Raw genomic sequence first — 19,676 nt, forward strand, 5'->3', positions numbered from 1 at the left:
ATGCTTGACGCCCGCCCGGACCGCCGTGCTACATTCGCCCCCATGCTTTCCAGCAAGTCCTACTTTTTTGCTTACTTTTGGTTCTCGCACCGCCCGGCGGATGGAGAGGCAAGCGCGTAAGCAGAAGTAGAGCGCAAACCGAATCCCAAAACCGCCGGGCGAACCCCGGCGGTTTTTTTTCGCCTTCTCAGATTTCCAAGTTTTCAGCCACTTCCAACCGACCGCAGGAGCTCATGGACATGACGAACAAGAACGCCGCCACCACGGAGGGTTGGTATGCGAGCACCGAGAAAACCAGCCAGACCGACGATGAAAGGATCAAGGACGTGATGCCGCTGCCGCCTCCCGAGCACCTGATCCGCTTCTTCCCGATCAGCGGTACACCGGTCGAGAAGCTGGTGGGCGAGACCCGCCGGCACATCCGCCACATCATGCAGGGCAAGGACGATCGGCTGCTGGTCATCATGGGCCCGTGCTCCATCCACGATCCGGCGGCCGCGCTGGAATACGCCCGCAAGCTCAAGGAGCAGCGCGACCACTACGCCGACACGCTGGAAATCGTGATGCGGGTGTACTTCGAGAAGCCGCGCACCACCGTGGGCTGGAAGGGCTTGATCAACGACCCCTACCTCGACGAAAGCTACCGCATCGACGAGGGCCTGCGGATCGCGCGCCAGCTGCTGCTGGAAATCAACCGCGCCGGCATGCCCGCCGGCAGCGAGTTCCTGGACGTGATCTCACCGCAGTACATCGGCGACCTCATCTCCTGGGGCGCCATCGGCGCGCGCACCACCGAAAGCCAGGTGCACCGCGAGCTGTCCTCGGGCATCTCCGCGCCCATCGGCTTCAAGAACGGCACGGATGGCAACATCCGCATCGCCACCGACGCCATCCAGGCCGCCGCCCGGCCACACCACTTCTTGTCGGTGCACAAGAACGGTCAGGTCGCCATCGTGGAGACCAAGGGCAACAAGGACTGCCACGTCATCCTGCGCGGCGGCAAGGCGCCCAACTACGACGCCTCCAGCGTGGAAGCCGCCTGCAAGGACCTGGACGCCGCCAAGTTGCCGGCCAACCTGATGGTGGACTGCTCGCACGCCAACAGCAGCAAGCAGCACGAGAAGCAGATCGACGTCGCCCGAGACATCGCCGGCCAGATCAGCGGCGGCAGCAAGCGCATCTTCGGCGTGATGGTGGAAAGCCACCTCAACCCCGGTGCGCAGAAGTTCAGCCCCGGCAAGGACGACCCGACCAAGCTCGCCTATGGCCAGAGCATCACCGACGCCTGCATCGGCTGGCCGCATTCACTGGAGGTGCTCGAGGTGCTGAGCCAGGCTGTGAAGGCGCGCCGCAAGCACTGAGGGCGTGCCAGGCGAAACAGAAGGCAAGCAAGCACCTGAAAGTCCACGTAAGCAGGCCCTCACTGTCTGTAAGCCGGGTAATGTCGAGCAAGACTGCTTGGCCGAACAGGAGTGAGCGGTTGCAATGGCGCTCCGTTCAACTGATTCGGAGAATTCAATGACTCGCTCTCTGCTCGCCCTCGTGCTCGCTCCCGTGGTCCTGGCCAGCGCCGGCCTGACGGCCGTGGCCCAGACCAAGGCCCCGGCCACCGAACAACCCGTGGCCGCCAAGGACAAGGCCGTGATCGAATCCGCGTTCGCCAAGGCAGACGCCAATGGCGACGGCAAGCTGTCCAAGGACGAAGCCGCCAAGCTGCCCGCCATCGGTGCCCGCTTCGATGAGCTGGACAAGAACAAGGACGGCGTCCTCACCGTCGAGGAGTTCAGCGCTGGCTTCGCCACGAACTGATCGTTGCCTGTTCTCTAGGCCAGGCAACGGCAGTTGCCTGGCATCGGTCTCAGAGCGCCGCCCCCTCGGGCGGCGTTTTTGTTTGTCCGGCCGGGAAAGAGTGCTCCAAAACTGTGCACTTAGCACATCCGATGTCGCGGCAGACCGACAGTCCGGGTCCCCTGCCCACGTACGATTCGCCCCGGCCGCGGGGAAACCATGAGTGCGGCCGTCACATCCGAATCCAAAAAAGGGACCTATTCCATGAAGAAACTTCTTGCCGCAGCCGCTTTGACCCTCGGCGCCGCCATGAGCGCCCACGCCGCCGACGCGAACGGCTTTCGCTTCCTCGTCGGCGCCGGCCTGACCTTCGGCGGCGACACACTGATCACCGTGCCGTTCACCGACGGCTCCCATGAAGACATCAAGGCCGGCGGCCTGGTGCATCTCTACGGCGGCGGCGAATTCCGCCTGGGCGACCAGGTCGCGCTGCAGGCCACCATCGGCTACCACGTGAACGACACGTCCGCCGCCAGCAACGGCAGCGTGCGATTCACCCGCATTCCCGTGGACCTGCTTGCGATGTACCAGCTGAACGACACCGTCCGCCTGGGCGTGGGTGCGCAGTTCGTCAGCGGCGCCGAGCTCAAGGGCAGCGGCGTGGCCAGCAACATCAACGCCAAGTTCGATTCGACCACCGGCGTGATCCTCGAAGGCGAGTACCTGTTCTCCCCCAAGGCCGGCGTCAAGCTGCGCTACGTGGCGGAGAAGTTCAAGCCGCAGAACAGCAGCACCAAGATCGACGGCAGCCAACTCGGCCTGATGGCAAGCTACTACTTCTGATCGGCTCCGCCGATTCGATGCAGAAAGCCCGGCACCTGCCGGGCTTTTTCTTTGCGCGGCCTACTCCGCTTCCTGGCGCTTGAGCCGCTCGCTCTGCCAGTAGATGTCGTCCCCGCCCAAGCCATCCAGGTTGGCGCGGTTGAGCACGCGGGCCAGCACGAACAGCAGGTCGCTCAGGCGATTGAGATAGTGTCGCGGGGAGACGTTGATCGCCTCCTGCGCTGCCAAGGTCACCACTGCACGCTCGGCGCGTCGGGCCACCGTGCGGCAGACATGCGCGATCGACGCGCTGCGGGTGCCAGCCGGCAGGATGAACTCCTTGAGCCGCGGCAGGTTCGCGTTGTAGTGCGCCAGGGCTTCGTCGAGCCGAAGCACGGCCTCTTCCTTGAGCAGCTGATAACCCGGCATCGAGAGCTCACCACCCAGGTTGAAGAGCTCGTGCTGGATGACCACGAGCAGTTCGCGGACATCATCGGGTAGCGGCTCGGCCAACAGCACGCCGATGTTGGAATTGAGCTCGTCCACGTCGCCCATGGCCTGCACGCGCAGGTGATCCTTGGGAACGCGCTGCCCGTCGCCGAGACCGGTGGTGCCGTCGTCGCCGGTGCGCGTGGCGATTTGCGAAAGTCGATTGGCCATGGGGCCGATCCTACAATCCTTGGCACCTGTCGGCCCCGAGGAGTACGCCATGAACGCACCGCTGCCTGCGCACCTTCAGCCCCTGCTCGATCCGCGGCCGGTGCCCCCGGCGATGATCGATGCGTTGAAGGCGCGCTTCGGTGACCGCTGCTCCACTGCACTGGCCGTGCGCGAGCAGCATGGCCGCGACGAATCGCCCTTCGACGTGCCGCCGCCCGACGTGGTCGTGTACTGCGACAGCACCGACGAAGTGGCCGCCGTGGTGAAGCTGGCCGACGCGCATGCGGTGCCGGTCATCCCCTACGGTGCGGGTTCATCGCTCGAGGGCCACCTGCTGGCCGTGCAAGGCGGCGTGAGCATCGACCTCAGCCGCATGAACCGCATCCTGTCGATCCAGCCGGAAGACCTCACCGTCACCGTGCAGGCTGGCGTGACACGCATGCAGCTGAACAACGAGATCCGCCACACGGGCCTGTTCTTTCCCATCGACCCGGGCGCGGACGCGAGCCTGGGTGGCATGAGCGCCACGCGTGCCAGCGGCACGAACGCCGTGCGCTACGGCACCATGCGCGAGAACGTGCTGGCGCTGACGGTGGTGACGGCCAGCGGCGAAGTCATCCACACCGGCACGCGCGCGAGGAAGAGCAGCGCAGGCTACGACCTCACGCGCCTCATGGTCGGCAGCGAAGGAACGCTGGGCGTGATGACCGAGATCACCCTCAAGCTCTTCCCGCAGCCCGAAGCGGTGATGGCCGCGGTGTGCAGCTTTCCGACGATCGCCGATGCGGTGCAGACGACCATCGAGGTGATCCAGATGGGCGTGCCCATTGCGCGTTGCGAACTGCTGGACGGCAATGCAGTGAAGGCCGTGAACCGCCACGACAAGCTCTCGCTGCGCGAGTCGCCCATGCTGCTGATGGAGTTCCACGGCACGCCGGCCGGCGTGAAGGAACAGATCGAGACCGTCGAGCAGATCGCCGGCGAGCACCAAGGCCTGGCTTTCGAGTGGGCCGAGACGCCGGAGGAACGCACGCGCCTGTGGACGGCGCGGCACCACGCCTACCTGTCGGGCCTGCAGCTCAAGCCCGGCTGCCGCGCGGTGACCACCGACACCTGCGTGCCGATTTCGCGCCTGGCCGAATGCCTGCTGGACACGGTGGCCGAGGTCGACGAATCAGGCCTGCCCTACTTCATCGTCGGCCACGTGGGCGACGGCAACTTCCACGTCGCCTACCTGATCGATCCGAACATCCCCGCCGAGCGCGAGACGGCCGAGCGCCTCAACCACCAGCTCGTGCAGCGTGCGCTGCAGCTGGATGGCACCTGCACCGGCGAGCACGGCATCGGGCTGCACAAGATGGAGTTCCTGGTGAGTGAAGCGGGCGCCGGCGCCGTCGACATGATGCGCACGGTCAAGCGTGCGCTCGACCCCAAGAACATCATGAACCCGGGGAAGATCTTCGCGGGCTGATCAGCCGTTGTTGCCAGGCGCGGGCACCGACCAGCGCTTGGTGACGGTGCCTGCGGCGTCCACGCTTTCCATGTGCACGCCGAAGCCCCACAGCCGCGCCACGTGCTTGAGCACTTCCTGCGCGTTGTCGTGCAGCGGCCGGTCGTTGTGCTGCGTGTGGCGCAGCACCAGCGAACGGTCGCCGCGCGTGTTCACGCTCCACACCTGGATGTTCGGCTCGCGGCTGCCCAGGTCGTACTGCCGCGACAAGGCCTCGCGCACGCGCCGGTAGCCGGCTTCGTCGTGGATCGCCGACACCTCCAGCTCGCTCTCACGCTCGTCGTCGAGGATGGAGAAGAAGCGGAACTCACGCATCATGTTGGGCGAGAGGTACTGGCCGATGAAGCTCTCGTCCTTGAAGTTGCGCATGGCGTGGTCGATGGTCTCCAGCCAGTCAGCGCCCGCGATTTCGGGGAACCATGCACGGTCCTCGTCGGTGGGTTCCTCGCAGATGCGCTTGATGTCGTTGTACATCGCGAAGCCCAGCGCATACGGGTTGATGCCGCTGTATGCGCGGTGCCCCACCGGCGGCTGGTACACGACGTTGGTGTGTGACTTCAGCCATTCGATCATGATGCCGTCGGTGAGGTGGCCGTCGTCATACATGGTGTTGAGCAGCCTGTGGTGCCAGAAGGTGGCCCAGCCTTCGTTCATCACCTGCGTCTGGCGCTGCGGATAGAAGTACTGCGCGACCTTGCGCACGATGCGCACGATCTCGCGTTGCCACGGCTCCAGCAGCGGCGCGTTCTTCTCGATGAAGTACAGCAGGTTCTCCTGCGGCTCCTCGGGGAAGCGGCGCTGCTGCGACTCGTCCGCTGCATCCTTGCTGCGCTGCTTCTTGGGCAGGGTGCGCCACATGTCGTTGATCTGGCGCTGCGCATAGGCCTCGCGCTCCTCGCGGCGCGCCTGCTCCTGCGCGAGCGACAGCTTGCTCGGGCGGCGATAGCGGTCCACGCCGTGGTTCATGAGCGCGTGGCAGGAGTCCAGCGTCGTCTCCACCGCATCGAGCCCGAAGCGTTCCTCGCATTCGGCCACGTAGTTCTTGGCGTAGACGAGGTAGTCGATGATGGACGACGCATCCGTCCACATCTTGAAGAGGTAGTTGCCCTTGAAGAAGCTGTTGTGGCCGTAGGCTGCATGCGCGATCACCAGCGCCTGCATCGCCATCGTGTTCTCTTCCATCAGGTAGCTGATGCAAGGGTTCGAGTTGATGACGATCTCGTAGGCCAGGCCCATGTAGCCGCGTCGGTAGTTCTTCTCCGTGGCGATGAACTCCTTGCCGTAGCTCCAGTGGCGGTAGTTCACCGGCATGCCGACGGAGGCGTAGGCATCCATCATCTGCTCGGCGGTGATGATCTCCAGCTGGTTCGGGTAGGTGTCCAGGCCGTAGCGCTGCGCCGTCTGGCGGATGTGCTGGTGATACTGGTCGATCAGCTCGAAAGTCCAGTCACTCGGGCCGGGCAGCGGCCTCTCGGCCTTGGGAGGCGTGACGATGTCGGCGGCGCGCGTGACGCGCACCTTGGGGTCGGGAACAAGCGTGTCAAACATGTCGACGGTGGGGTCCGGCAAGGTGATCGCTTTGCGCGTCATGTCGTGGCCCCTTCCTTCTTGAATAGATCGCGGAAGACGGGGTAAATCTGCGAGGCCTCGGTGACCTTGCGGATCGCGAACGCCTTGGCTTCCTGGGCCAGGGCGTAGTACTCATCCCAGAGGTTCTGCTCTTCTTCCGCCACCTGCACGTAGGCGAAGTAGCGGCACAGCGGCAGGATCTGATTGGCCAGCAACTCGCGGCAGCGGCCGCTGTCGTGGTGCCAGTTGTCGCCGTCGCTGGCCTGCGCACCGTAGATGTTCCACTCGCTGGACGGGTAGCGCGCACGGGCGATCTCTTCCATCAGCACCAGCGCGCTGGACACGACGGTGCCACCCGTTTCAGTCGAGTGGAAGAAGTTCTGCTCGTCCACTTCCTGCGCCTGCGTGTGGTGGCGGATGAAGACGATGTCGATCTTCTCGTAGTGCCGCGTGAGGAACAGATACAGCAGGATGAAGAAGCGCTTGGCGAGGTCCTTGCGCGCCTCGTCCATGGAGCCGGACACGTCCATCAGGCAGAACATCACCGCCTTGGAGGTGGGCACCGGCACCCGCACGCGGCTGCGGTAGCGAAGGTCGATGGGGTCGAGGTAGGGAATGCGGCCCAGGCGTACGCGCAGCGCCTCGATCTCTTCCTCGATGGTCTTGATCTCGTGCTGGCGCCCCGGTGCCTCGGGATGGCGCTTGAGCACCTCCAGGTGCTCCTCCAGCCGGCGCAGCTCGCGCCGCGAATCGCCGCCCAGCGCGATGCGTCTTCCGATGGCACCGCGCATGGAGCGAACCACGTGCAGGTTGTTGGGCGTGCCGTCGCTGGAGAAGCCCGCGCGATGGGTCTTGAACTCCGGCGTCTCCGCGAGCGTGGTGCGCGCGAGATTGGGCAATGCGAGGTCGTCGAAGAAGACCTGCATGAACTCTTCCTTGGAGAGGTGGAAGACGAAATCGTCCTCGCCCTCGCCCTGGTCGCTCGCCTGTCCGCCTCCGCCGCCACCACCGCCACCCTTGGGCCGCTCGATGCGGTCGCCGCGCACGTACTCCTGGTTGCCCGGGTGCACCATCTCGCGCTTGCCGCCCTGGCCGTGGCCGAAGACGGGCTCGGAAATATCGCGCTTGGGAATGCGGATGTCCTCGCCCTTCTCCATGTCGCGGATGCCGCGCCCATCGACCGCACGCTTGACCGCCTCGCGAATCTGCTCCTTGTGGCGGCGCAGGAAGCGCTCGCGGTTGCCGATGGACTTGTTCTTGCCCGCCAGCCGCCGGTCGATGATCTGCTGAAGCATGTGGACCTTTCCTGAAACTAGGCCACTTTCACATCACGAACTCTTGCGAACGCGCAGGTACCACTCGCACAGCAGGCGCACCTGCTTGGGCGTGTAGCCCTTCTCGACCATGCGGGTCACGAAGTCCTCGTGCTTCTTCGCCTCGTCGGCGCTGGCCTTGGCGTTGAAGCTGATGACCGGCAGCAGCTCCTCGGTGTTGGAGAACATCTTCTTCTCGATCACCGTGCGCAACTTCTCGTAGCTCGTCCAGGTCGGGTTCTTGCCTTGGTTGTTGGCCCGGGCGCGCAGCACGAAGTTGACGATCTCGTTGCGGAAATCCTTCGGGTTGCTGATGCCCGCGGGCTTCTCGATCTTCTCGAGCTCCGCGTTCAGCGAGGCGCGGTCGAACACCTCGCCGGTGTCGGTGTCGCGGTACTCATGGTCCTGGATCCAGTAGTCCGCATACGTGACGTAGCGGTCGAAGATGTTCTGCCCGTACTCGCTGTAGCTTTCCAGGTAGGCCGTCTGGATTTCCTTGCCGATGAACTCGGCATAGCGGACCGCCAGGTGCTCCTTGATGAACGCAAGGTACTTCTGCTCAGTCTCCGCCGGGAACTGCTCGCGCTCGATCTGCTGCTCCAGCACATACATCAGGTGCACCGGATTGGCCGCGACTTCGGTGGAGTCGAAGTTGAAGACCTTGGAGATGATCTTGAAGGCGAAGCGCGTGGAGATGCCGCTCATGCCTTCGTCGACACCCGCGTAGTCGCGATACTCCTGGTAGCTCTTGGCGCGCGGGTCGGTGTCCTTCAGGTTCTCGCCGTCGTACACCAGCATCTTGGAGAAGAGCGACGAGTTCTCCGGCTCCTTCAAGCGCGTGAGGATGCCGAACTGCGCCATCATCTTGAGCGTGCCTGGCGCGCAGGTGGCCTGCGCCAGCGACGAGCCGCGCAGCAGCTTCTCGTAGATCTTCACCTCTTCGGACACGCGTAGGCAGTACGGCACCTTCACGATGTAGATGCGGTCGAGGAAAGCCTCGTTGTTCTTGTTGTTGCGGAAGGCCTTCCACTCGCTCTCGTTGCTGTGCGCGAGCACGACGCCGTCGAAAGGAATGGCGCCGAAGCCTTCAGTGCCCTTGTAGTTGCCTTCCTGCGTCGCCGTCAGCAGCGGGTGCAGCACCTTGATCGGCGCCTTGAACATTTCCACGAACTCGAGCAGGCCCTGGTTGGCCAGGCACAGGCCGCCGGAGTAGCTGTACGCATCCGGGTCGTCCTGCGCGTAGGTCTCGAGCTTGCGGATGTCGACCTTGCCGACCAGCGAAGAGATGTCCTGGTTGTTCTCATCGCCCGGCTCGGTCTTGGCGATGCCCACCTGCTTGAGCACCGAGGGGAAGCGCTTGACGATCTTGAACTTGCGGATGTCGCCGCCGAATTCCTCGAGACGTTTCACGGCCCAAGGTGACAGGATGCGGTTCAGGTAGCGACGAGGAATGCCATATTCCTTCTCGAGGATGGGACCATCCTCGTTCGCATCGAAGAGCCCCAGCGGCGATTCGTTCACCGGCGAGCCCTTGATGGCATAGAAGGGCACTTCCTGCATGAGCTGTTTCAGCCGCTCGGCAATCGACGACTTGCCGCCGCCCACCGGGCCCAGCAGGTAGAGGATCTGCTTCTTTTCTTCCAGCCCTTGCGCGGCATGGCGGAAGTAGGACACGACCTGCTCGATCGAGTCTTCCATGCCGTAGAACTCCGCAAACGCCGGATAGATCTTGATGACCTTGTTGGCGAAGATGCGAGACAGGCGCGGATCGTTGCGCGTGTCGATGGTTTGCGGGTCGCCGATGGCCTTGAGCATGCGCTCCGCGGCAGTGGCGTACGCCAACGGATTGCGCTTGCACTCGGCGAGGTACTCCTCCAGCGTGAGTTCCTCTTCACGGGTGCGCTCGAAGCGCGCAGCGAAATGGCTGATCACATCCATGCTGACCTCCAGGTTCTGGTCGGCAAACGGTCGAGGCGCCACCTCGTTCGTCGCCTTGGGAAGTTCTGATGAAGTCCGACCCGTTGCCTGTGGCACTGGGCTCCATCAGAGCTTTCCTTGCGATCAGCGTCAATGCTTGTTTCTAGCTTCCCTCAATCCGCAACGCTTGAAACCATGAAGTGAGGGACAAGCGCCCCGCAGTTCATATCTTCAAACCCTGCAGTCCGGTTCAGCAAGACCTGTGCCTTCACGATACTCCACTTGCACCGGAAAGCGCCAGTCCTTGCATGCAGGGAGATGTGTGGATGTGACGAAGTTCCGTCCGTACTAATGCGGTCAGTGAAAGTGCGGTCAGTGAAAGTGCGGTCATCGTGATCCCTACCTGCCTCGTTCGCAGATGGATGCAATGATGCGCAAGGACGTGCGGTGCACAAAGCGCCGCACGCCGGCATGGCTGTCAGCCTCGCGAAAGGCCCAGCTTGTCGAGCAGGCCGTTGAGCTCGTCCAACGAACCGAAGGCAATGGCGATTTCACCTTGTTCGCCGCGCTTGGTTCTTTTCTTCACGCGAATTTCCACGCTCGCGGTAAGCGCATCAGAGAGCTCCTCCTCGATGCGGCGCAGGTCGCGCGGCTTCTCGTTCTTCACGCGCAGCAAGGGCTTCTGCCGCGTGGCGCTGTTCTTGACCACCAGCTTCTCGGCCTCGCGCACGCTCAGCTTCTTGGCGACGATCTCACTGGCGCAAAGAATTTGCTGCGCACCATCGAGCGGCAGCAGCGCGCGCGCATGGCCCATGTCGATGTCGCCGGCCATCAGCATGTGCTGCACCGGCTCGGACAGGTTCAGCAGCCGCAGCAGGTTGCTTGCTGCACTGCGTGAGCGGCCCACAGCCTGCGCGGCCTGTTCGTGGGTCAGGTCGAATTCGGTGATCAGGCGCTGGATGCCCTGCGCCTCTTCCAGCGGATTGAGGTCTTCACGCTGGATGTTCTCGATGAGCGCCATTGCCGCGGCGGCTTCATCGGGCACCTCCTTGACCAGCACCGGCACTTCATCGAGCCCCGCCAGGCGCGCGGCTCGGAAGCGCCGTTCACCGGCGATGATCTCGTAGCGCTGCTCGCCCACGGAGCGCACCAGCACCGGCTGCATGATGCCCTGGGCCTTGATGCTCTCGGCCAGCTCGTACAGCGAGCCCTCGTCCATGCGGGTGCGGGGCTGGTACTTGCCGGGCTGCAGTTGGTCCAGCCGCAGCACATTGGGCGCGCCCGGAACGACGGCCGCCGGCGCGGCCTCGCCCTCCTTCACGCGTGGGCCCAGCAGCGCTTCGAGGCCCAGGCCCAGCCCCTTCGGTTTCTTCGTTGCCATCCGCGGATTGTCCTTGATCAGGGGCGGTCCCCCGCCAGCTCGCGTAACCAGGCGATGCCTTCGGGCCAGTCGCCCAGGCCTGATTCGCCATTGACGTGGCCGCGTGCACCGATCTTGCGCACGGCGCTGCCCCAATCGGCGGCCATGCCCAGGCCACGGTCCAGGCTGCAGAAGGGGTCGTCGGAGCTCACCACCACCAGGCTGGCGAAGGGAAGCCGCTGGCGGACGATGGGCCGCCAGTTGAAGAGCTGGGGCGGGGTATCGGGGCGCTCGGTGTCCGGCGGCGCAGCCAGGAAGGCGGCGCGCACTTTCGCCGTGTGGCGCGAATGCGCGGCCCAGGAGGCCACGAGCTGGCAGCCCAAGCTGTGGGCGACCAGCACGGCGGGTTGGCTGCAGTCCTGCAGCACCTCGTCCAGCCGCGCCATCCAGTCGCCCCGGCGCGGCCACTGCCAGTCGTCCTGCTGGACGCGCTCGAAGCCGTACAGGGCCTCCCACCGGCTTTGCCAGTGGGCCTGGCCTGAATCCAGCCAACCCGGCAGAAGGAACACTTTCGATGTCCGCAAGGCCTGTTCTGTCATGTCTTCGCGTTTATCCTTGGCGGTTCGCCCCGTAGTTGTTGAAACCACAGCAGTTGAAAGAGAAGGCCATGAAGCATCGCGTGTTCGTCGACGGCCAGGAAGGCACGACCGGCCTGCGCATCCACGAGTATCTCGCGCAGAGAGCGGACATCGAGGTCCTGCGCATCGATCCGGAGCGCCGCAAGGATGCAGCCGAACGCGCCCGGCTGCTGAACGAGGCGGACGTGGCCTTCCTGTGCCTGCCCGATGCCGCAGCCCGCGAGGCAGCCGCGCTGGTCACGAACTCCAAGACCTGCCTGATCGACGCCAGCACCGCCCACCGCACCGCGGCGGGCTGGGTCTTCGGCATGCCAGAACTGGCACCGGGGCAGCGCGACAAGATCCGCGCCGCCAAGCGCATCTCCAACCCGGGCTGCCACTCCAGCGCCTTCATCCTGCTGCTGCGCCCGCTGGTGGATGCGGGCATCGTGCCGCGCGAGCTGGCGGTGTCGGCCACTTCCATCACCGGCTACTCCGGTGGCGGCAAGAAAATGATCGAGCAGTACGAGGCCGGCGGCGATGCGAAGCTGGACTCGCCGCGGCCCTACGGCCTCACGCTGGCACACAAGCACGTGCCCGAGATGACGGCGCACACCGGTCTGAGCGTGAAGCCGGTGTTCCAGCCGATCGTCGGCAACTTCCTCAAGGGATTGGCGGTGAGCGTGCCGCTGCACCTGTCGCAGCTCAAGCCGGGCACGACGGCCGAAAGTCTCCATGCGGCCTTTGCCCAGCGCTACGAAGGTGAGCGCTTCATCCGCGTGATGCCGCTTCGCGACCCCGGCACGCTGGAGCAGGAAGGCGGCTTCTTCGACGTCCAGGCCTGCAACGACACGAACCGCGTGGACGTGTTCGTGTTCGCCAACGACAGCCAGGCCATCGTCATGGCGCGGCTGGACAACCTGGGCAAGGGCGCGAGCGGCGCGGCCGTGCAGTCGATGAACGTGCACCTGGGGCTCGACGAAGGCCTGGGGCTCTGAGCGTCAGGCCGCCGTCGGATGCGTCGTGCGATAGTGGTAGGCGTAGGCGTCGATGAAACCCATGCGGTGGTACAGCGCCCGGGCCGGGGCGTTGGCCGCATCGACCTGCAGGTAGGCCGTCTTCGCGCCGCGTGAGAGCGCGTCGGCCAGCAGCTGGCGGCACAGGACACCGGCCACGCCCCGCCCCCGCGCAGCCGGCGCGGTGAAGATGTCGTACAGGCCCACCATGTCGCCTTCGATGGCAACCTGACCGCAGCCGACGACCTCGCCGCCACGCTTGAGCAGCGCCGCGAAGAAGGGCACCGGTGAGTTCGCGAGGCGCTGGGCGTGGGCTTGGCGCTGGGCCAGGCTGGAGCCGCGCAGAGCACCGACGGTCTGCGCGAAGGCGTCGAGCCCGACGCGTTGAAGGCTCATGTCCGGCGGCAATCCGCCACCGATGTGGCGTGCAGGATCGGCACAGACCATGACCCGCGTGTCGTCGAGCTTGCGCAGGCCATGCGCTTCGAGCTGCGCATCCAGGCCCGAAGGCTCGCTGAATGGCGTGATGCGGATGAACAGCGGCAGCTCGGCTTCGTCATAGACGCGTTGGCACAGGGCCAGCTTGTCCGCCACCAGCAGGCGTCCCGCGGAGATGGCATTCACCGAGCGCGCACGCTTGGCCTTTCCCGGGCAGAAGCGCACGAGCCAGCCATCGATCAGCAGTTGCTGCGGCGGGGCGCTGGCATTGAGGCTCGCCTCCTCCAGGCGATGCAGGAGCGTGGCGTCGAAGGCGCGCGGAGCGCGGTCGTTCATGGATGGATGCCGTGATTGGGCCCCACGACACGCGGGGCCCTTCTCGGCATTCTCACCCGAGGACGCCGTCGTTCACTGCAGAACCAACTCGACGCGTCGGTTGCGAGCGCGGCCTTCGTCCGCAGCATTCGACGCCACCGGCGCCAGGCTGGCCACACCGCGCGCGACCATGCGCTTCGCATCGATCTTGTACGGCGCCGCCGCCAGAGCCGCGGCCACCGCCTGCGCCCGTTGCTGCGACAGCGTCACGTTTGAATCCAGCGTGCCCTGGTTGTCGGTGTGGCCGACGATGTAGACCTTCAGCGCCGGCTGCGACTGCAGCAGTTTGGCCATCTCGTCAAGCTGGCCCTTGGACTCGGGCTTGACCTCGGACTTTCCGGTCTCGAAGTAGATGCCGTACAGCGCGACCTTGCCGTCATTCTGCAGGCCGGCCTGCAAGGCCACGGCGTCGAGGTTCACGGTGACCTGCCCGCTGGTCATGGCCTTGGGCTCGGCGATCTCGACGAAGGTGGCGGGCATGTTGGTGGAACTGTACGCAGCCGCGGTCGTCGCGACCGCGACGTGGACCTGCTGGCCGTTGCGGTTGAGCACGCCGTAGAGAAAGCGAACTTCATCGGTGCCCAGCGCCGAGGTAAGGCTGAAGCGACCGCCCGTGGTGGCGGGAATGTCGCCCTTGGTCCAGCTGAAGCCGTTGCCGAATTTCTTGTAGTGCCAGATGATGTCCACGCAGTTGGTCTCACACAGCACCTTGACCTGCAGGCCGGCCTTCATCAGGGCGTCCTGGTAGTTCCGAAAGACCTCCAGGCGGCTCTTGCCCACTTGGCCCAGGTAGAAGGCGCGGGTGATCTTTCCTTCCACCACCACCGGACTGGCGAACTCGTCCTTCTGGCTCTTGTCGATCTTCATGCTGCTGGGAAACATGGTCTGTTCCCACTGCATTTGCTGGTAGCCGATCAACACCGAGCCCGGGAATCGGGCGAGCAAGGGGTGATCAGCACTGCCGGGCGCGTCCTTCGTGGGCGCATCGGCGACAGCCCACGGCGACGCTGCGGCAGAGCAAAGCAAGGCAAGCAGGACGAGCAGGCGCCCCGGTTGGAACTTCATGGAATCTCCCTCGGTTTGAGATTGGTCAGCGATTGGTCAGCACAATTTAGCCAGCGAATGTCTCTGCAACGCTAAGCTGCATGTAACCGTTTGTTGATCAAACACAGGTGTGAGCGCAAGCTCACAATGAGGGCTACAGCGATTTGATCCGCAGCACCATCTCTTCCGCGAACTCGATGAACGACTGCGCGCCCTTGGACGCCGGATCGAACACCACGCCCGGCAATCCGTAGCTCGGCGCTTCGGCCAGACGCACGTTGCGAGGGATCACCGTGTTGAACACCTTGTCCGCGAAGTGCGCCTTGAGCTGCTCGCTCACCTGCTGCTGCAAGGTGATGCGCGGGTCGTACATCACCCGCAGCAGGCCGATGATCTGCAGGTCGGGGTTCAGATTGGCATGCACCTGCTTGATGGTGTTCACCAAGTCGCTCAGGCCTTCCAGCGCGAAGTACTCGCACTGCATCGGCACGATCACGCCGTGGGCGCTGCACAAGCCGTTCAAAGTCAGCAGGCTCAGCGAAGGGGGACAGTCGATGAGCACGAAGTCATAGTCGCTGGCGACGGTCGACAGTGCCGCCTTCAGCCGCTTGTCCCGACGCTCCAGTTTCACCAACTCGACTTCTGCGCCGGCCAGTTCGCGGTTGGCACCCAGGACGTCATAGCCGGATTTTTCGGCGCGCTGGCGTGCTTCGGCCACCGTCGCGCTTTCCAGCAGCACGTCGTAGACGCTCAGCTCCAGCGCCCGCTTGTCCACGCCAGAACCCATGGTGGCATTGCCTTGTGGGTCCAGGTCGATCACCAGCACGCGCTGGCCGATGCGGGACAAGCCGGCGGCGAGGTTGACGGTCGTGGTGGTCTTGCCGACACCGCCCTTCTGGTTGGCGATGCAAAAGATTCGAGCCATGTGCGTGTGATGTGTTGGGCGGCGCGTGATTGTCAGGGCTGGCACGTCCCCCACCAAGCGGGTCACCCCGCCTTGTCTGGGATGTACAACCTGGAGGCGTCAGTTCTTGATGAGCCGGATCCCGAATCCGATCAGGAAGACACCGGCCAGCCGCGACAGCCAGCGTGCAAGCGTCTGGTGCGCACGGACCTTGGCGGCCACGGCGTTGGCAAAGGCGGACAAGGTCAGGCAATAGGTTGCCGTCAGGGTGGCGATGGTCAGCGCCATGGCCAGGAAGGTCGGTAGGCCGCGGTGGGTGGCCGGGTCGATGAACAGCGGGAAGAAGGCCATGTAGAAGATGATGGCCTTGGGATTGAGCAGCGTGATGAAGAAGGCCTGGCGGAAATACTGGCGCGGCTGGATCTGGATCGGCGACGCATCGCCGGGCTTGGCGAACACCAGCTTGAAACCCACCCACGCCAGGTACGCGGCACCGGCGTACTGGACCACATGGAAGGCCAGTGGATAGGCAGCCAGCAAGGCCGCAACGCCACCCACGGCCAGCCACAGCAGGCACTGGTCACCGACGATGAGGCCCAGGGTGGCCGCTGCACCCGCCTTAAACCCACCCTTCCCCGTCGAGTTCAGCAGTGCGAAGGTACCCGGCCCGGGCAAGGCCAGGAAGACGATCACGGCGAGGCAGAAGGCCCCGAAATCAGCAATTCCGAACATCACGGCTCCTTGGGTGGTTGAGCTTGTGGGCGCATCCAGACGATGCAGCGGTCAGCCGCCAGATGCGGCACGATCAGTTGTTCCACGTGAAACACGTCCACGTCGGATGGCAATGCGGCGAGTTCGTCATCTGGGGTCTTGCCTTTCATGGCCATCCAGACGCCCGTTGGAGCGAGGTGTTTCCGGGTCAGCCGGACGAAGTCAGGCAGAGACGAGAACGCACGGGACGTGACGACATCGAAAGGCGGCAGCTTCAGATTCTCAACGCGCGCATGCTCGGATCGCAGGTTTCGCAGGCCAAGCTCCACCGCAGCCTGCTGAATGAAGGCAGCCTTCTTTCCGACTGTGTCTACGCAAACCACCTGCCAATCCGGACAGGTCGCGGCAATGACCACGCCCGGCAATCCCCCGCCGCTGCCCACGTCCAGCAGCCGCCCCTTGGGGGACACGCGCCGCAGTGGATCAATCACCGCCAGGCAATCAAACAGGTGCTGGGTCAACATTTCCGCCGGATCGCGGACCGCCGTCAGGTTGTAGGTCGAATTCCAACGCTGGAGCAAATTCAGGTAGGCGATCAGGCGATCGGCAGTGGCCGTATCCAGCAGCAAGCCGAGTTGCGCAGAAGCGTCGGCAAGCTGTTGCCGACGGGAATCCTGGGCTTCATTCATGGGGGTGAGCGTTCGATTCGAGGCAGTTAGGGATGTGCGCCGTCAGGTGACATGGCGATTCTTGCGGCTCGGCGCGCAAGACCCTGAATCTCGGGAAAGACAGCGCGCACTGGACGGTCAGCCGAGGGGGCTGACCTGCCAAGGACCAACCATCCCGAGTGAGGAAATGAACATGCATTTGCGCACCTTGAGCACCACGCTCGCCTTCGCCTCGGCACTGCCGATGGCCACCCAGGCGGCGGAGGTCTTTGGCTCGACCACCTTCACCTTGCTTCCGGGCAGCATCGCCGGCGCGGACTTTCCGGGCAGCTACGGCGGCGACGTCGCCGGCGCCTTCCCGGTTGCACTGGACGATGCCACCGCCCGCAGCTACGTGCTGGGCGGACCGGACGGCAAGTTCCTGACGCTGCCCGGCCAGACCGGCACGCCCTCCGGAGCACCCTTCCCCGGCGCTTACGTCGAGGTGGGATTCGGTGCCAATTTCGCCGCCAGCGGCCTGCTCAACATCTACGAAACGGGCGACAACGCTGAAAGCGCCCAGATCTTCCTGTGGAGCGACAACGGTGGGAATGTGCAGTTCGACGTGACGCGAGGCGCCAGCGGCAGGATCTCCGTCGACCTGAGCAGCTATGCGAGCACCCTGGCGCTGATCGGAGGCACGGCCTTCACCAAGGTCGGCATCGGAGGGCTGGACCTCAACGGCGCCAGCAAGGGCTTCGACCTGGATGCGGTATCCATTTCCGCGGTGCCGGAGCCGGAAACCTACGCCCTGATGCTGGCCGGACTGGGCGTGGTCGGCTGGATGGCGCGCCGGCGCCGCAGCACCTGACCGCCAGCGGTCCGCACAGACGACAAGGGCTCGGATTTCCGAGCCCTTTGTCTTTGTTGCGATGAGGGGCTCAGGCTGCGGCATCCGTCGTGGCGCGGTCATTGGCGGCAAAGCCCTTGAAGCGGCCCTTCTTCAGGTGGATGAGCAGCAGCGACACGGCCGCAGGCGTGACACCAGAAATCCGCGAAGCCTGGCCCAGCGTCTCCGGACGGTGCTTGTTCAGCTTCTGCCGCACTTCGAAGCTCAGGGCCGCGACTTGGCTGTAGTCCAGGTCATCCGGCAGGCGCAGGTTCTCGAAGTGGGCAGAACGGGCCACTTCGTCGATCTGCTTGTCGATGTAGCCGGCGTACTTCACGCTGATCTCCACCTGCTCGATCACGGCATCGGCCAGCGTTGGGCCGAATTCGGTGCGCAAGGTTTCACGTGAAACATCGGACGACACACCCGCGATGTTCGCGACCTCGGTGACCGCATCGAAGTCCACGCCCGGACGCCGCAGCAGGTCCGTCAGGCGGTATTCGTGCTCGATGGCCTTGCCCAGCAGACGTTCCGCGGCCGACGCCGGCAACGTGTCCGGCCGAACCCAGCTCGACTTCAGCCGCTCGGCCTCCCGAGCCACGGCATCGCGCTTGCGGTTGAACGCATCCCAGCGGATGTCATCCACCAGCCCCATCTGCCGACCGGCCTCGGTCAGCCGCATGTCGGCGTTGTCCTCGCGCAGCTGCAGGCGGAACTCGGCACGGCTGGTGAACATCCGGTACGGCTCGGTCACGCCCTTGGTGATCAGGTCGTCCACCAGCACGCCCAGGTAGGCCTGGTCACGGCGCGGCACCCAGGCTTCCTTGCCTTGGACTTGCAGCGCGGCGTTCAAACCCGCGAACAGCCCCTGGGCCGCAGCCTCTTCGTAGCCGGTCGTCCCATTGATCTGACCAGCAAAGAACAAGCCGCCAATGGATCGGGTCTCGAAGCTCGCCTTCAGCCCGCGCGGGTCGAAGTAGTCGTACTCGATCGCATAACCCGGCCGCAGGATGTAGGCATTCTCCAGCCCGCGCATGGATTGCACCGCAGCGATCTGGATGTCGAAGGGCAGCGAGGTCGAGATGCCGTTCGGGTAGAACTCGTTCGTCGTCAAACCTTCAGGCTCCAGGAAGATCTGGTGCGAATCCTTGTCGGCGAAGCGGTTGACCTTGTCCTCGATGCTCGGGCAGTAGCGTGGCCCCACCCCTTCAATCACCCCTGTGAACATCGGGCTGCGGTCAAAGCCGGAGCGGATGATCTCGTGCGTGCGCTCGTTGGTGTGCGTGATCCAGCACGGCACTTGGCGTGGATGCTGCGACGCATCGCCCAGGAAGCTGAACACCGGCACCGGGTCCAAGTCGCCGGGTTGTTCGGTGAGCATGCTGAAGTCGATGCTGCGGCCGTCGATGCGCGGCGGCGTGCCGGTCTTGAGCCGGCCCTGCGGTAGCTTCAACTCCTTGAGCCGCGCCGACAGGGTGATGGCCGGTGGATCGCCCGCACGCCCGGCCGAATGGTTCTGCAGTCCGACATGGATCTTCCCGTCGAGGAAAGTACCCGCAGTCAGCACCACGCACTTCGCCGCGAAGCGAATGCCAACTTGCGTGACAGCCCCCACCACACGGTCACCTTCGACGATCAAGTCATCGCAAGCACCTTGGAACAGCCACAGGTTCGGCTGGTTCTCCAGCCGACGGCGAATCGCCGCCTTGTAGAGGATCCGGTCCGCCTGGGCCCGCGTCGCACGCACGGCCGGGCCCTTGGAACTGTTGAGAATGCGGAACTGAATGCCCGCCTCGTCGGTCGCAGCAGCCATCGCGCCGCCCAGCGCATCGATCTCCTTGACGAGGTGACCCTTGCCGATCCCGCCGATGGACGGGTTGCAGCTCATCTGGCCGAGGGTCTCGATGTTGTGGGTGAGCAAGAGCGTCGCGCAGCCCATGCGCGCCGACGCGAGGGCGGCCTCGGTGCCGGCATGGCCGCCACCGACCACGATCACGTCGAATTGCTTGGGGAACAACATCGCATTGCCTATTTTTTGAGCAAACCGGGATTGTAGGCAGCGCAGCAATTTCCGTCACGCGCCACGGCCGTTCGAA

The 19,676-nt window shown here is 64.6% G+C and carries 18 protein-coding genes; 6 read left to right on the top strand and 12 right to left on the bottom strand.

From position 1 onward, the window contains the following. Positions 1-239 precede the first annotated feature (239 nt). From DZC73_RS13295 to DZC73_RS13305, 3 genes are all read left to right on the top strand, one after another. Entirely contained in the window at positions 240-1,361 is a 1,122-nt protein-coding gene (locus tag DZC73_RS13295; RefSeq protein ID WP_124540794.1) for a 3-deoxy-7-phosphoheptulonate synthase, read from the top strand. Positions 1,362-1,518: 157 nt separating this feature from the next. After that, the gene (locus DZC73_RS13300) at positions 1,519-1,809 is read left to right on the top strand and encodes an EF-hand domain-containing protein (protein WP_161974568.1); all 291 of its coding nucleotides are present in this window, start codon (positions 1,519-1,521) and stop codon (positions 1,807-1,809) included. 243 nt (positions 1,810-2,052) lie between these two features. Beyond that, positions 2,053-2,631 (top strand): outer membrane beta-barrel protein, encoded by a 579-nt coding sequence (locus DZC73_RS13305; protein WP_161974569.1) that lies wholly within the window; start codon positions 2,053-2,055, stop codon positions 2,629-2,631. Between the two features lie 60 nt (positions 2,632-2,691). Here the strand turns inward: DZC73_RS13305 and DZC73_RS13310 are convergent, their stop codons facing one another. Continuing rightward, positions 2,692-3,270, bottom strand: coding sequence for a cob(I)yrinic acid a,c-diamide adenosyltransferase (locus DZC73_RS13310; protein WP_124540797.1), 579 nt, complete (start codon positions 3,268-3,270; stop codon positions 2,692-2,694). A gap of 49 nt (positions 3,271-3,319) precedes the next feature. On the opposite strand from DZC73_RS13310, the gene DZC73_RS13315 reads away from it, so the two are divergent. Then, the gene (locus DZC73_RS13315) at positions 3,320-4,741 is read left to right on the top strand and encodes an FAD-binding oxidoreductase (RefSeq protein ID WP_124540798.1); all 1,422 of its coding nucleotides are present in this window, start codon (positions 3,320-3,322) and stop codon (positions 4,739-4,741) included. Here DZC73_RS13315 and DZC73_RS13320 read toward each other — a convergent pair whose 3' ends face one another. The 5 genes from DZC73_RS13320 to DZC73_RS13340 all read right to left on the bottom strand — a co-directional run bounded on the left by DZC73_RS13320 (position 4,742) and on the right by DZC73_RS13340 (position 11,538). Beyond that, the gene (locus DZC73_RS13320; protein ID WP_124541141.1) at positions 4,742-6,328 is read right to left on the bottom strand and encodes a SpoVR family protein; all 1,587 of its coding nucleotides are present in this window, start codon (positions 6,326-6,328) and stop codon (positions 4,742-4,744) included. It abuts the gene before it with no gap. A gap of 38 nt (positions 6,329-6,366) precedes the next feature. Then, positions 6,367-7,644: a YeaH/YhbH family protein gene (locus DZC73_RS13325; protein WP_124540799.1), complete on the bottom strand. Its 1,278-nt coding sequence runs from the start codon at positions 7,642-7,644 to the stop codon at positions 6,367-6,369. 33 nt (positions 7,645-7,677) lie between these two features. Further along, complete coding sequence (locus tag DZC73_RS13330) at positions 7,678-9,600, bottom strand: PrkA family serine protein kinase (RefSeq protein WP_124540800.1); 1,923 nt, start codon at positions 9,598-9,600, stop codon at positions 7,678-7,680. A 457-nt stretch (positions 9,601-10,057) separates the two neighbouring features. Continuing rightward, positions 10,058-10,960, bottom strand: coding sequence for a ParB/RepB/Spo0J family partition protein (locus tag DZC73_RS13335; RefSeq protein ID WP_124540801.1), 903 nt, complete (start codon positions 10,958-10,960; stop codon positions 10,058-10,060). Positions 10,961-10,977: 17 nt separating this feature from the next. Continuing rightward, on the bottom strand, positions 10,978-11,538 hold the full coding sequence (locus DZC73_RS13340; protein ID WP_124540802.1) for an RBBP9/YdeN family alpha/beta hydrolase: 561 nt from the start codon (positions 11,536-11,538) through the stop codon (positions 10,978-10,980). A 68-nt stretch (positions 11,539-11,606) separates the two neighbouring features. Here DZC73_RS13340 and argC point away from each other — a divergent pair, with 68 nt between their 5' ends. Then, positions 11,607-12,554 carry an N-acetyl-gamma-glutamyl-phosphate reductase gene (argC, locus tag DZC73_RS13345; protein ID WP_124540803.1) on the top strand — a complete coding sequence of 316 codons (948 nt, stop codon included), beginning with the start codon at positions 11,607-11,609 and terminating at the stop codon, positions 12,552-12,554. Between the two features lie 3 nt (positions 12,555-12,557). Here the strand turns inward: argC and DZC73_RS13350 are convergent, their stop codons facing one another. The 5 genes from DZC73_RS13350 to rsmG form a co-directional block, all read right to left on the bottom strand. After that, positions 12,558-13,346 (bottom strand): GNAT family N-acetyltransferase, encoded by a 789-nt coding sequence (locus DZC73_RS13350; protein ID WP_124540804.1) that lies wholly within the window; start codon positions 13,344-13,346, stop codon positions 12,558-12,560. Positions 13,347-13,418: 72 nt separating this feature from the next. Beyond that, entirely contained in the window at positions 13,419-14,450 is a 1,032-nt protein-coding gene (locus tag DZC73_RS13355) for an OmpA family protein (protein ID WP_124540805.1), read from the bottom strand. 133 nt (positions 14,451-14,583) lie between these two features. Next, entirely contained in the window at positions 14,584-15,354 is a 771-nt protein-coding gene (locus tag DZC73_RS13360; RefSeq protein ID WP_124540806.1) for a ParA family protein, read from the bottom strand. Between the two features lie 99 nt (positions 15,355-15,453). Beyond that, entirely contained in the window at positions 15,454-16,065 is a 612-nt protein-coding gene (locus DZC73_RS13365) for a LysE family transporter (protein WP_124540807.1), read from the bottom strand. Next, on the bottom strand, positions 16,065-16,733 hold the full coding sequence (gene rsmG / locus DZC73_RS13370; protein ID WP_124540808.1) for a 16S rRNA (guanine(527)-N(7))-methyltransferase RsmG: 669 nt from the start codon (positions 16,731-16,733) through the stop codon (positions 16,065-16,067). Before rsmG ends, DZC73_RS13365 begins: the two co-directional genes overlap by 1 nt. Positions 16,734-16,905: 172 nt before the next feature. Here rsmG and DZC73_RS13375 point away from each other — a divergent pair, with 172 nt between their 5' ends. Further along, a complete protein-coding gene (locus tag DZC73_RS13375; RefSeq protein ID WP_235835117.1) occupies positions 16,906-17,562 on the top strand; it encodes a PEP-CTERM sorting domain-containing protein in 657 nt (218 codons plus the stop codon). Between the two features lie 70 nt (positions 17,563-17,632). Here DZC73_RS13375 and mnmG read toward each other — a convergent pair whose 3' ends face one another. Beyond that, positions 17,633-19,600, bottom strand: coding sequence for a tRNA uridine-5-carboxymethylaminomethyl(34) synthesis enzyme MnmG (gene mnmG / locus DZC73_RS13380; protein ID WP_124540809.1), 1,968 nt, complete (start codon positions 19,598-19,600; stop codon positions 17,633-17,635). Between the last annotated feature and the right edge of the window lie 76 nt (positions 19,601-19,676).

This window comes from Rhizobacter terrae (genome assembly GCF_003852895.1).
In the GTDB taxonomy this organism is placed as follows: domain Bacteria; phylum Pseudomonadota; class Gammaproteobacteria; order Burkholderiales; family Burkholderiaceae_C; genus Albitalea; species Albitalea terrae.

What these genes read in the sequence shown, in the direction of transcription:
- rsmG (WP_124540808.1), bottom strand. Translation starts at nt 16,733, where the DNA reads ATGAATGAAGCCCAGGATTCCCGTCGGCAACAGCTTGCCGACGCTTCT.
- DZC73_RS13365 (WP_124540807.1), bottom strand. Translation starts at nt 16,065, where the DNA reads ATGTTCGGAATTGCTGATTTCGGGGCCTTCTGCCTCGCCGTGATCGTC.
- DZC73_RS13310 (WP_124540797.1), bottom strand. Translation starts at nt 3,270, where the DNA reads ATGGCCAATCGACTTTCGCAAATCGCCACGCGCACCGGCGACGACGGC.
- DZC73_RS13325 (WP_124540799.1), bottom strand. Translation starts at nt 7,644, where the DNA reads ATGCTTCAGCAGATCATCGACCGGCGGCTGGCGGGCAAGAACAAGTCC.
- argC (WP_124540803.1), top strand. Translation starts at nt 11,607, where the DNA reads ATGAAGCATCGCGTGTTCGTCGACGGCCAGGAAGGCACGACCGGCCTG.
- DZC73_RS13305 (WP_161974569.1), top strand. Translation starts at nt 2,053, where the DNA reads ATGAAGAAACTTCTTGCCGCAGCCGCTTTGACCCTCGGCGCCGCCATG.
- DZC73_RS13355 (WP_124540805.1), bottom strand. Translation starts at nt 14,450, where the DNA reads ATGAAGTTCCAACCGGGGCGCCTGCTCGTCCTGCTTGCCTTGCTTTGC.
- DZC73_RS13315 (WP_124540798.1), top strand. Translation starts at nt 3,320, where the DNA reads ATGAACGCACCGCTGCCTGCGCACCTTCAGCCCCTGCTCGATCCGCGG.
- DZC73_RS13340 (WP_124540802.1), bottom strand. Translation starts at nt 11,538, where the DNA reads ATGACAGAACAGGCCTTGCGGACATCGAAAGTGTTCCTTCTGCCGGGT.
- DZC73_RS13295 (WP_124540794.1), top strand. Translation starts at nt 240, where the DNA reads ATGACGAACAAGAACGCCGCCACCACGGAGGGTTGGTATGCGAGCACC.
- DZC73_RS13320 (WP_124541141.1), bottom strand. Translation starts at nt 6,328, where the DNA reads ATGTTTGACACGCTTGTTCCCGACCCCAAGGTGCGCGTCACGCGCGCC.
- DZC73_RS13330 (WP_124540800.1), bottom strand. Translation starts at nt 9,600, where the DNA reads ATGGATGTGATCAGCCATTTCGCTGCGCGCTTCGAGCGCACCCGTGAA.
- DZC73_RS13350 (WP_124540804.1), bottom strand. Translation starts at nt 13,346, where the DNA reads ATGAACGACCGCGCTCCGCGCGCCTTCGACGCCACGCTCCTGCATCGC.
- mnmG (WP_124540809.1), bottom strand. Translation starts at nt 19,600, where the DNA reads ATGTTGTTCCCCAAGCAATTCGACGTGATCGTGGTCGGTGGCGGCCAT.
- DZC73_RS13335 (WP_124540801.1), bottom strand. Translation starts at nt 10,960, where the DNA reads ATGGCAACGAAGAAACCGAAGGGGCTGGGCCTGGGCCTCGAAGCGCTG.
- DZC73_RS13375 (WP_235835117.1), top strand. Translation starts at nt 16,906, where the DNA reads ATGCATTTGCGCACCTTGAGCACCACGCTCGCCTTCGCCTCGGCACTG.
- DZC73_RS13300 (WP_161974568.1), top strand. Translation starts at nt 1,519, where the DNA reads ATGACTCGCTCTCTGCTCGCCCTCGTGCTCGCTCCCGTGGTCCTGGCC.
- DZC73_RS13360 (WP_124540806.1), bottom strand. Translation starts at nt 15,354, where the DNA reads ATGGCTCGAATCTTTTGCATCGCCAACCAGAAGGGCGGTGTCGGCAAG.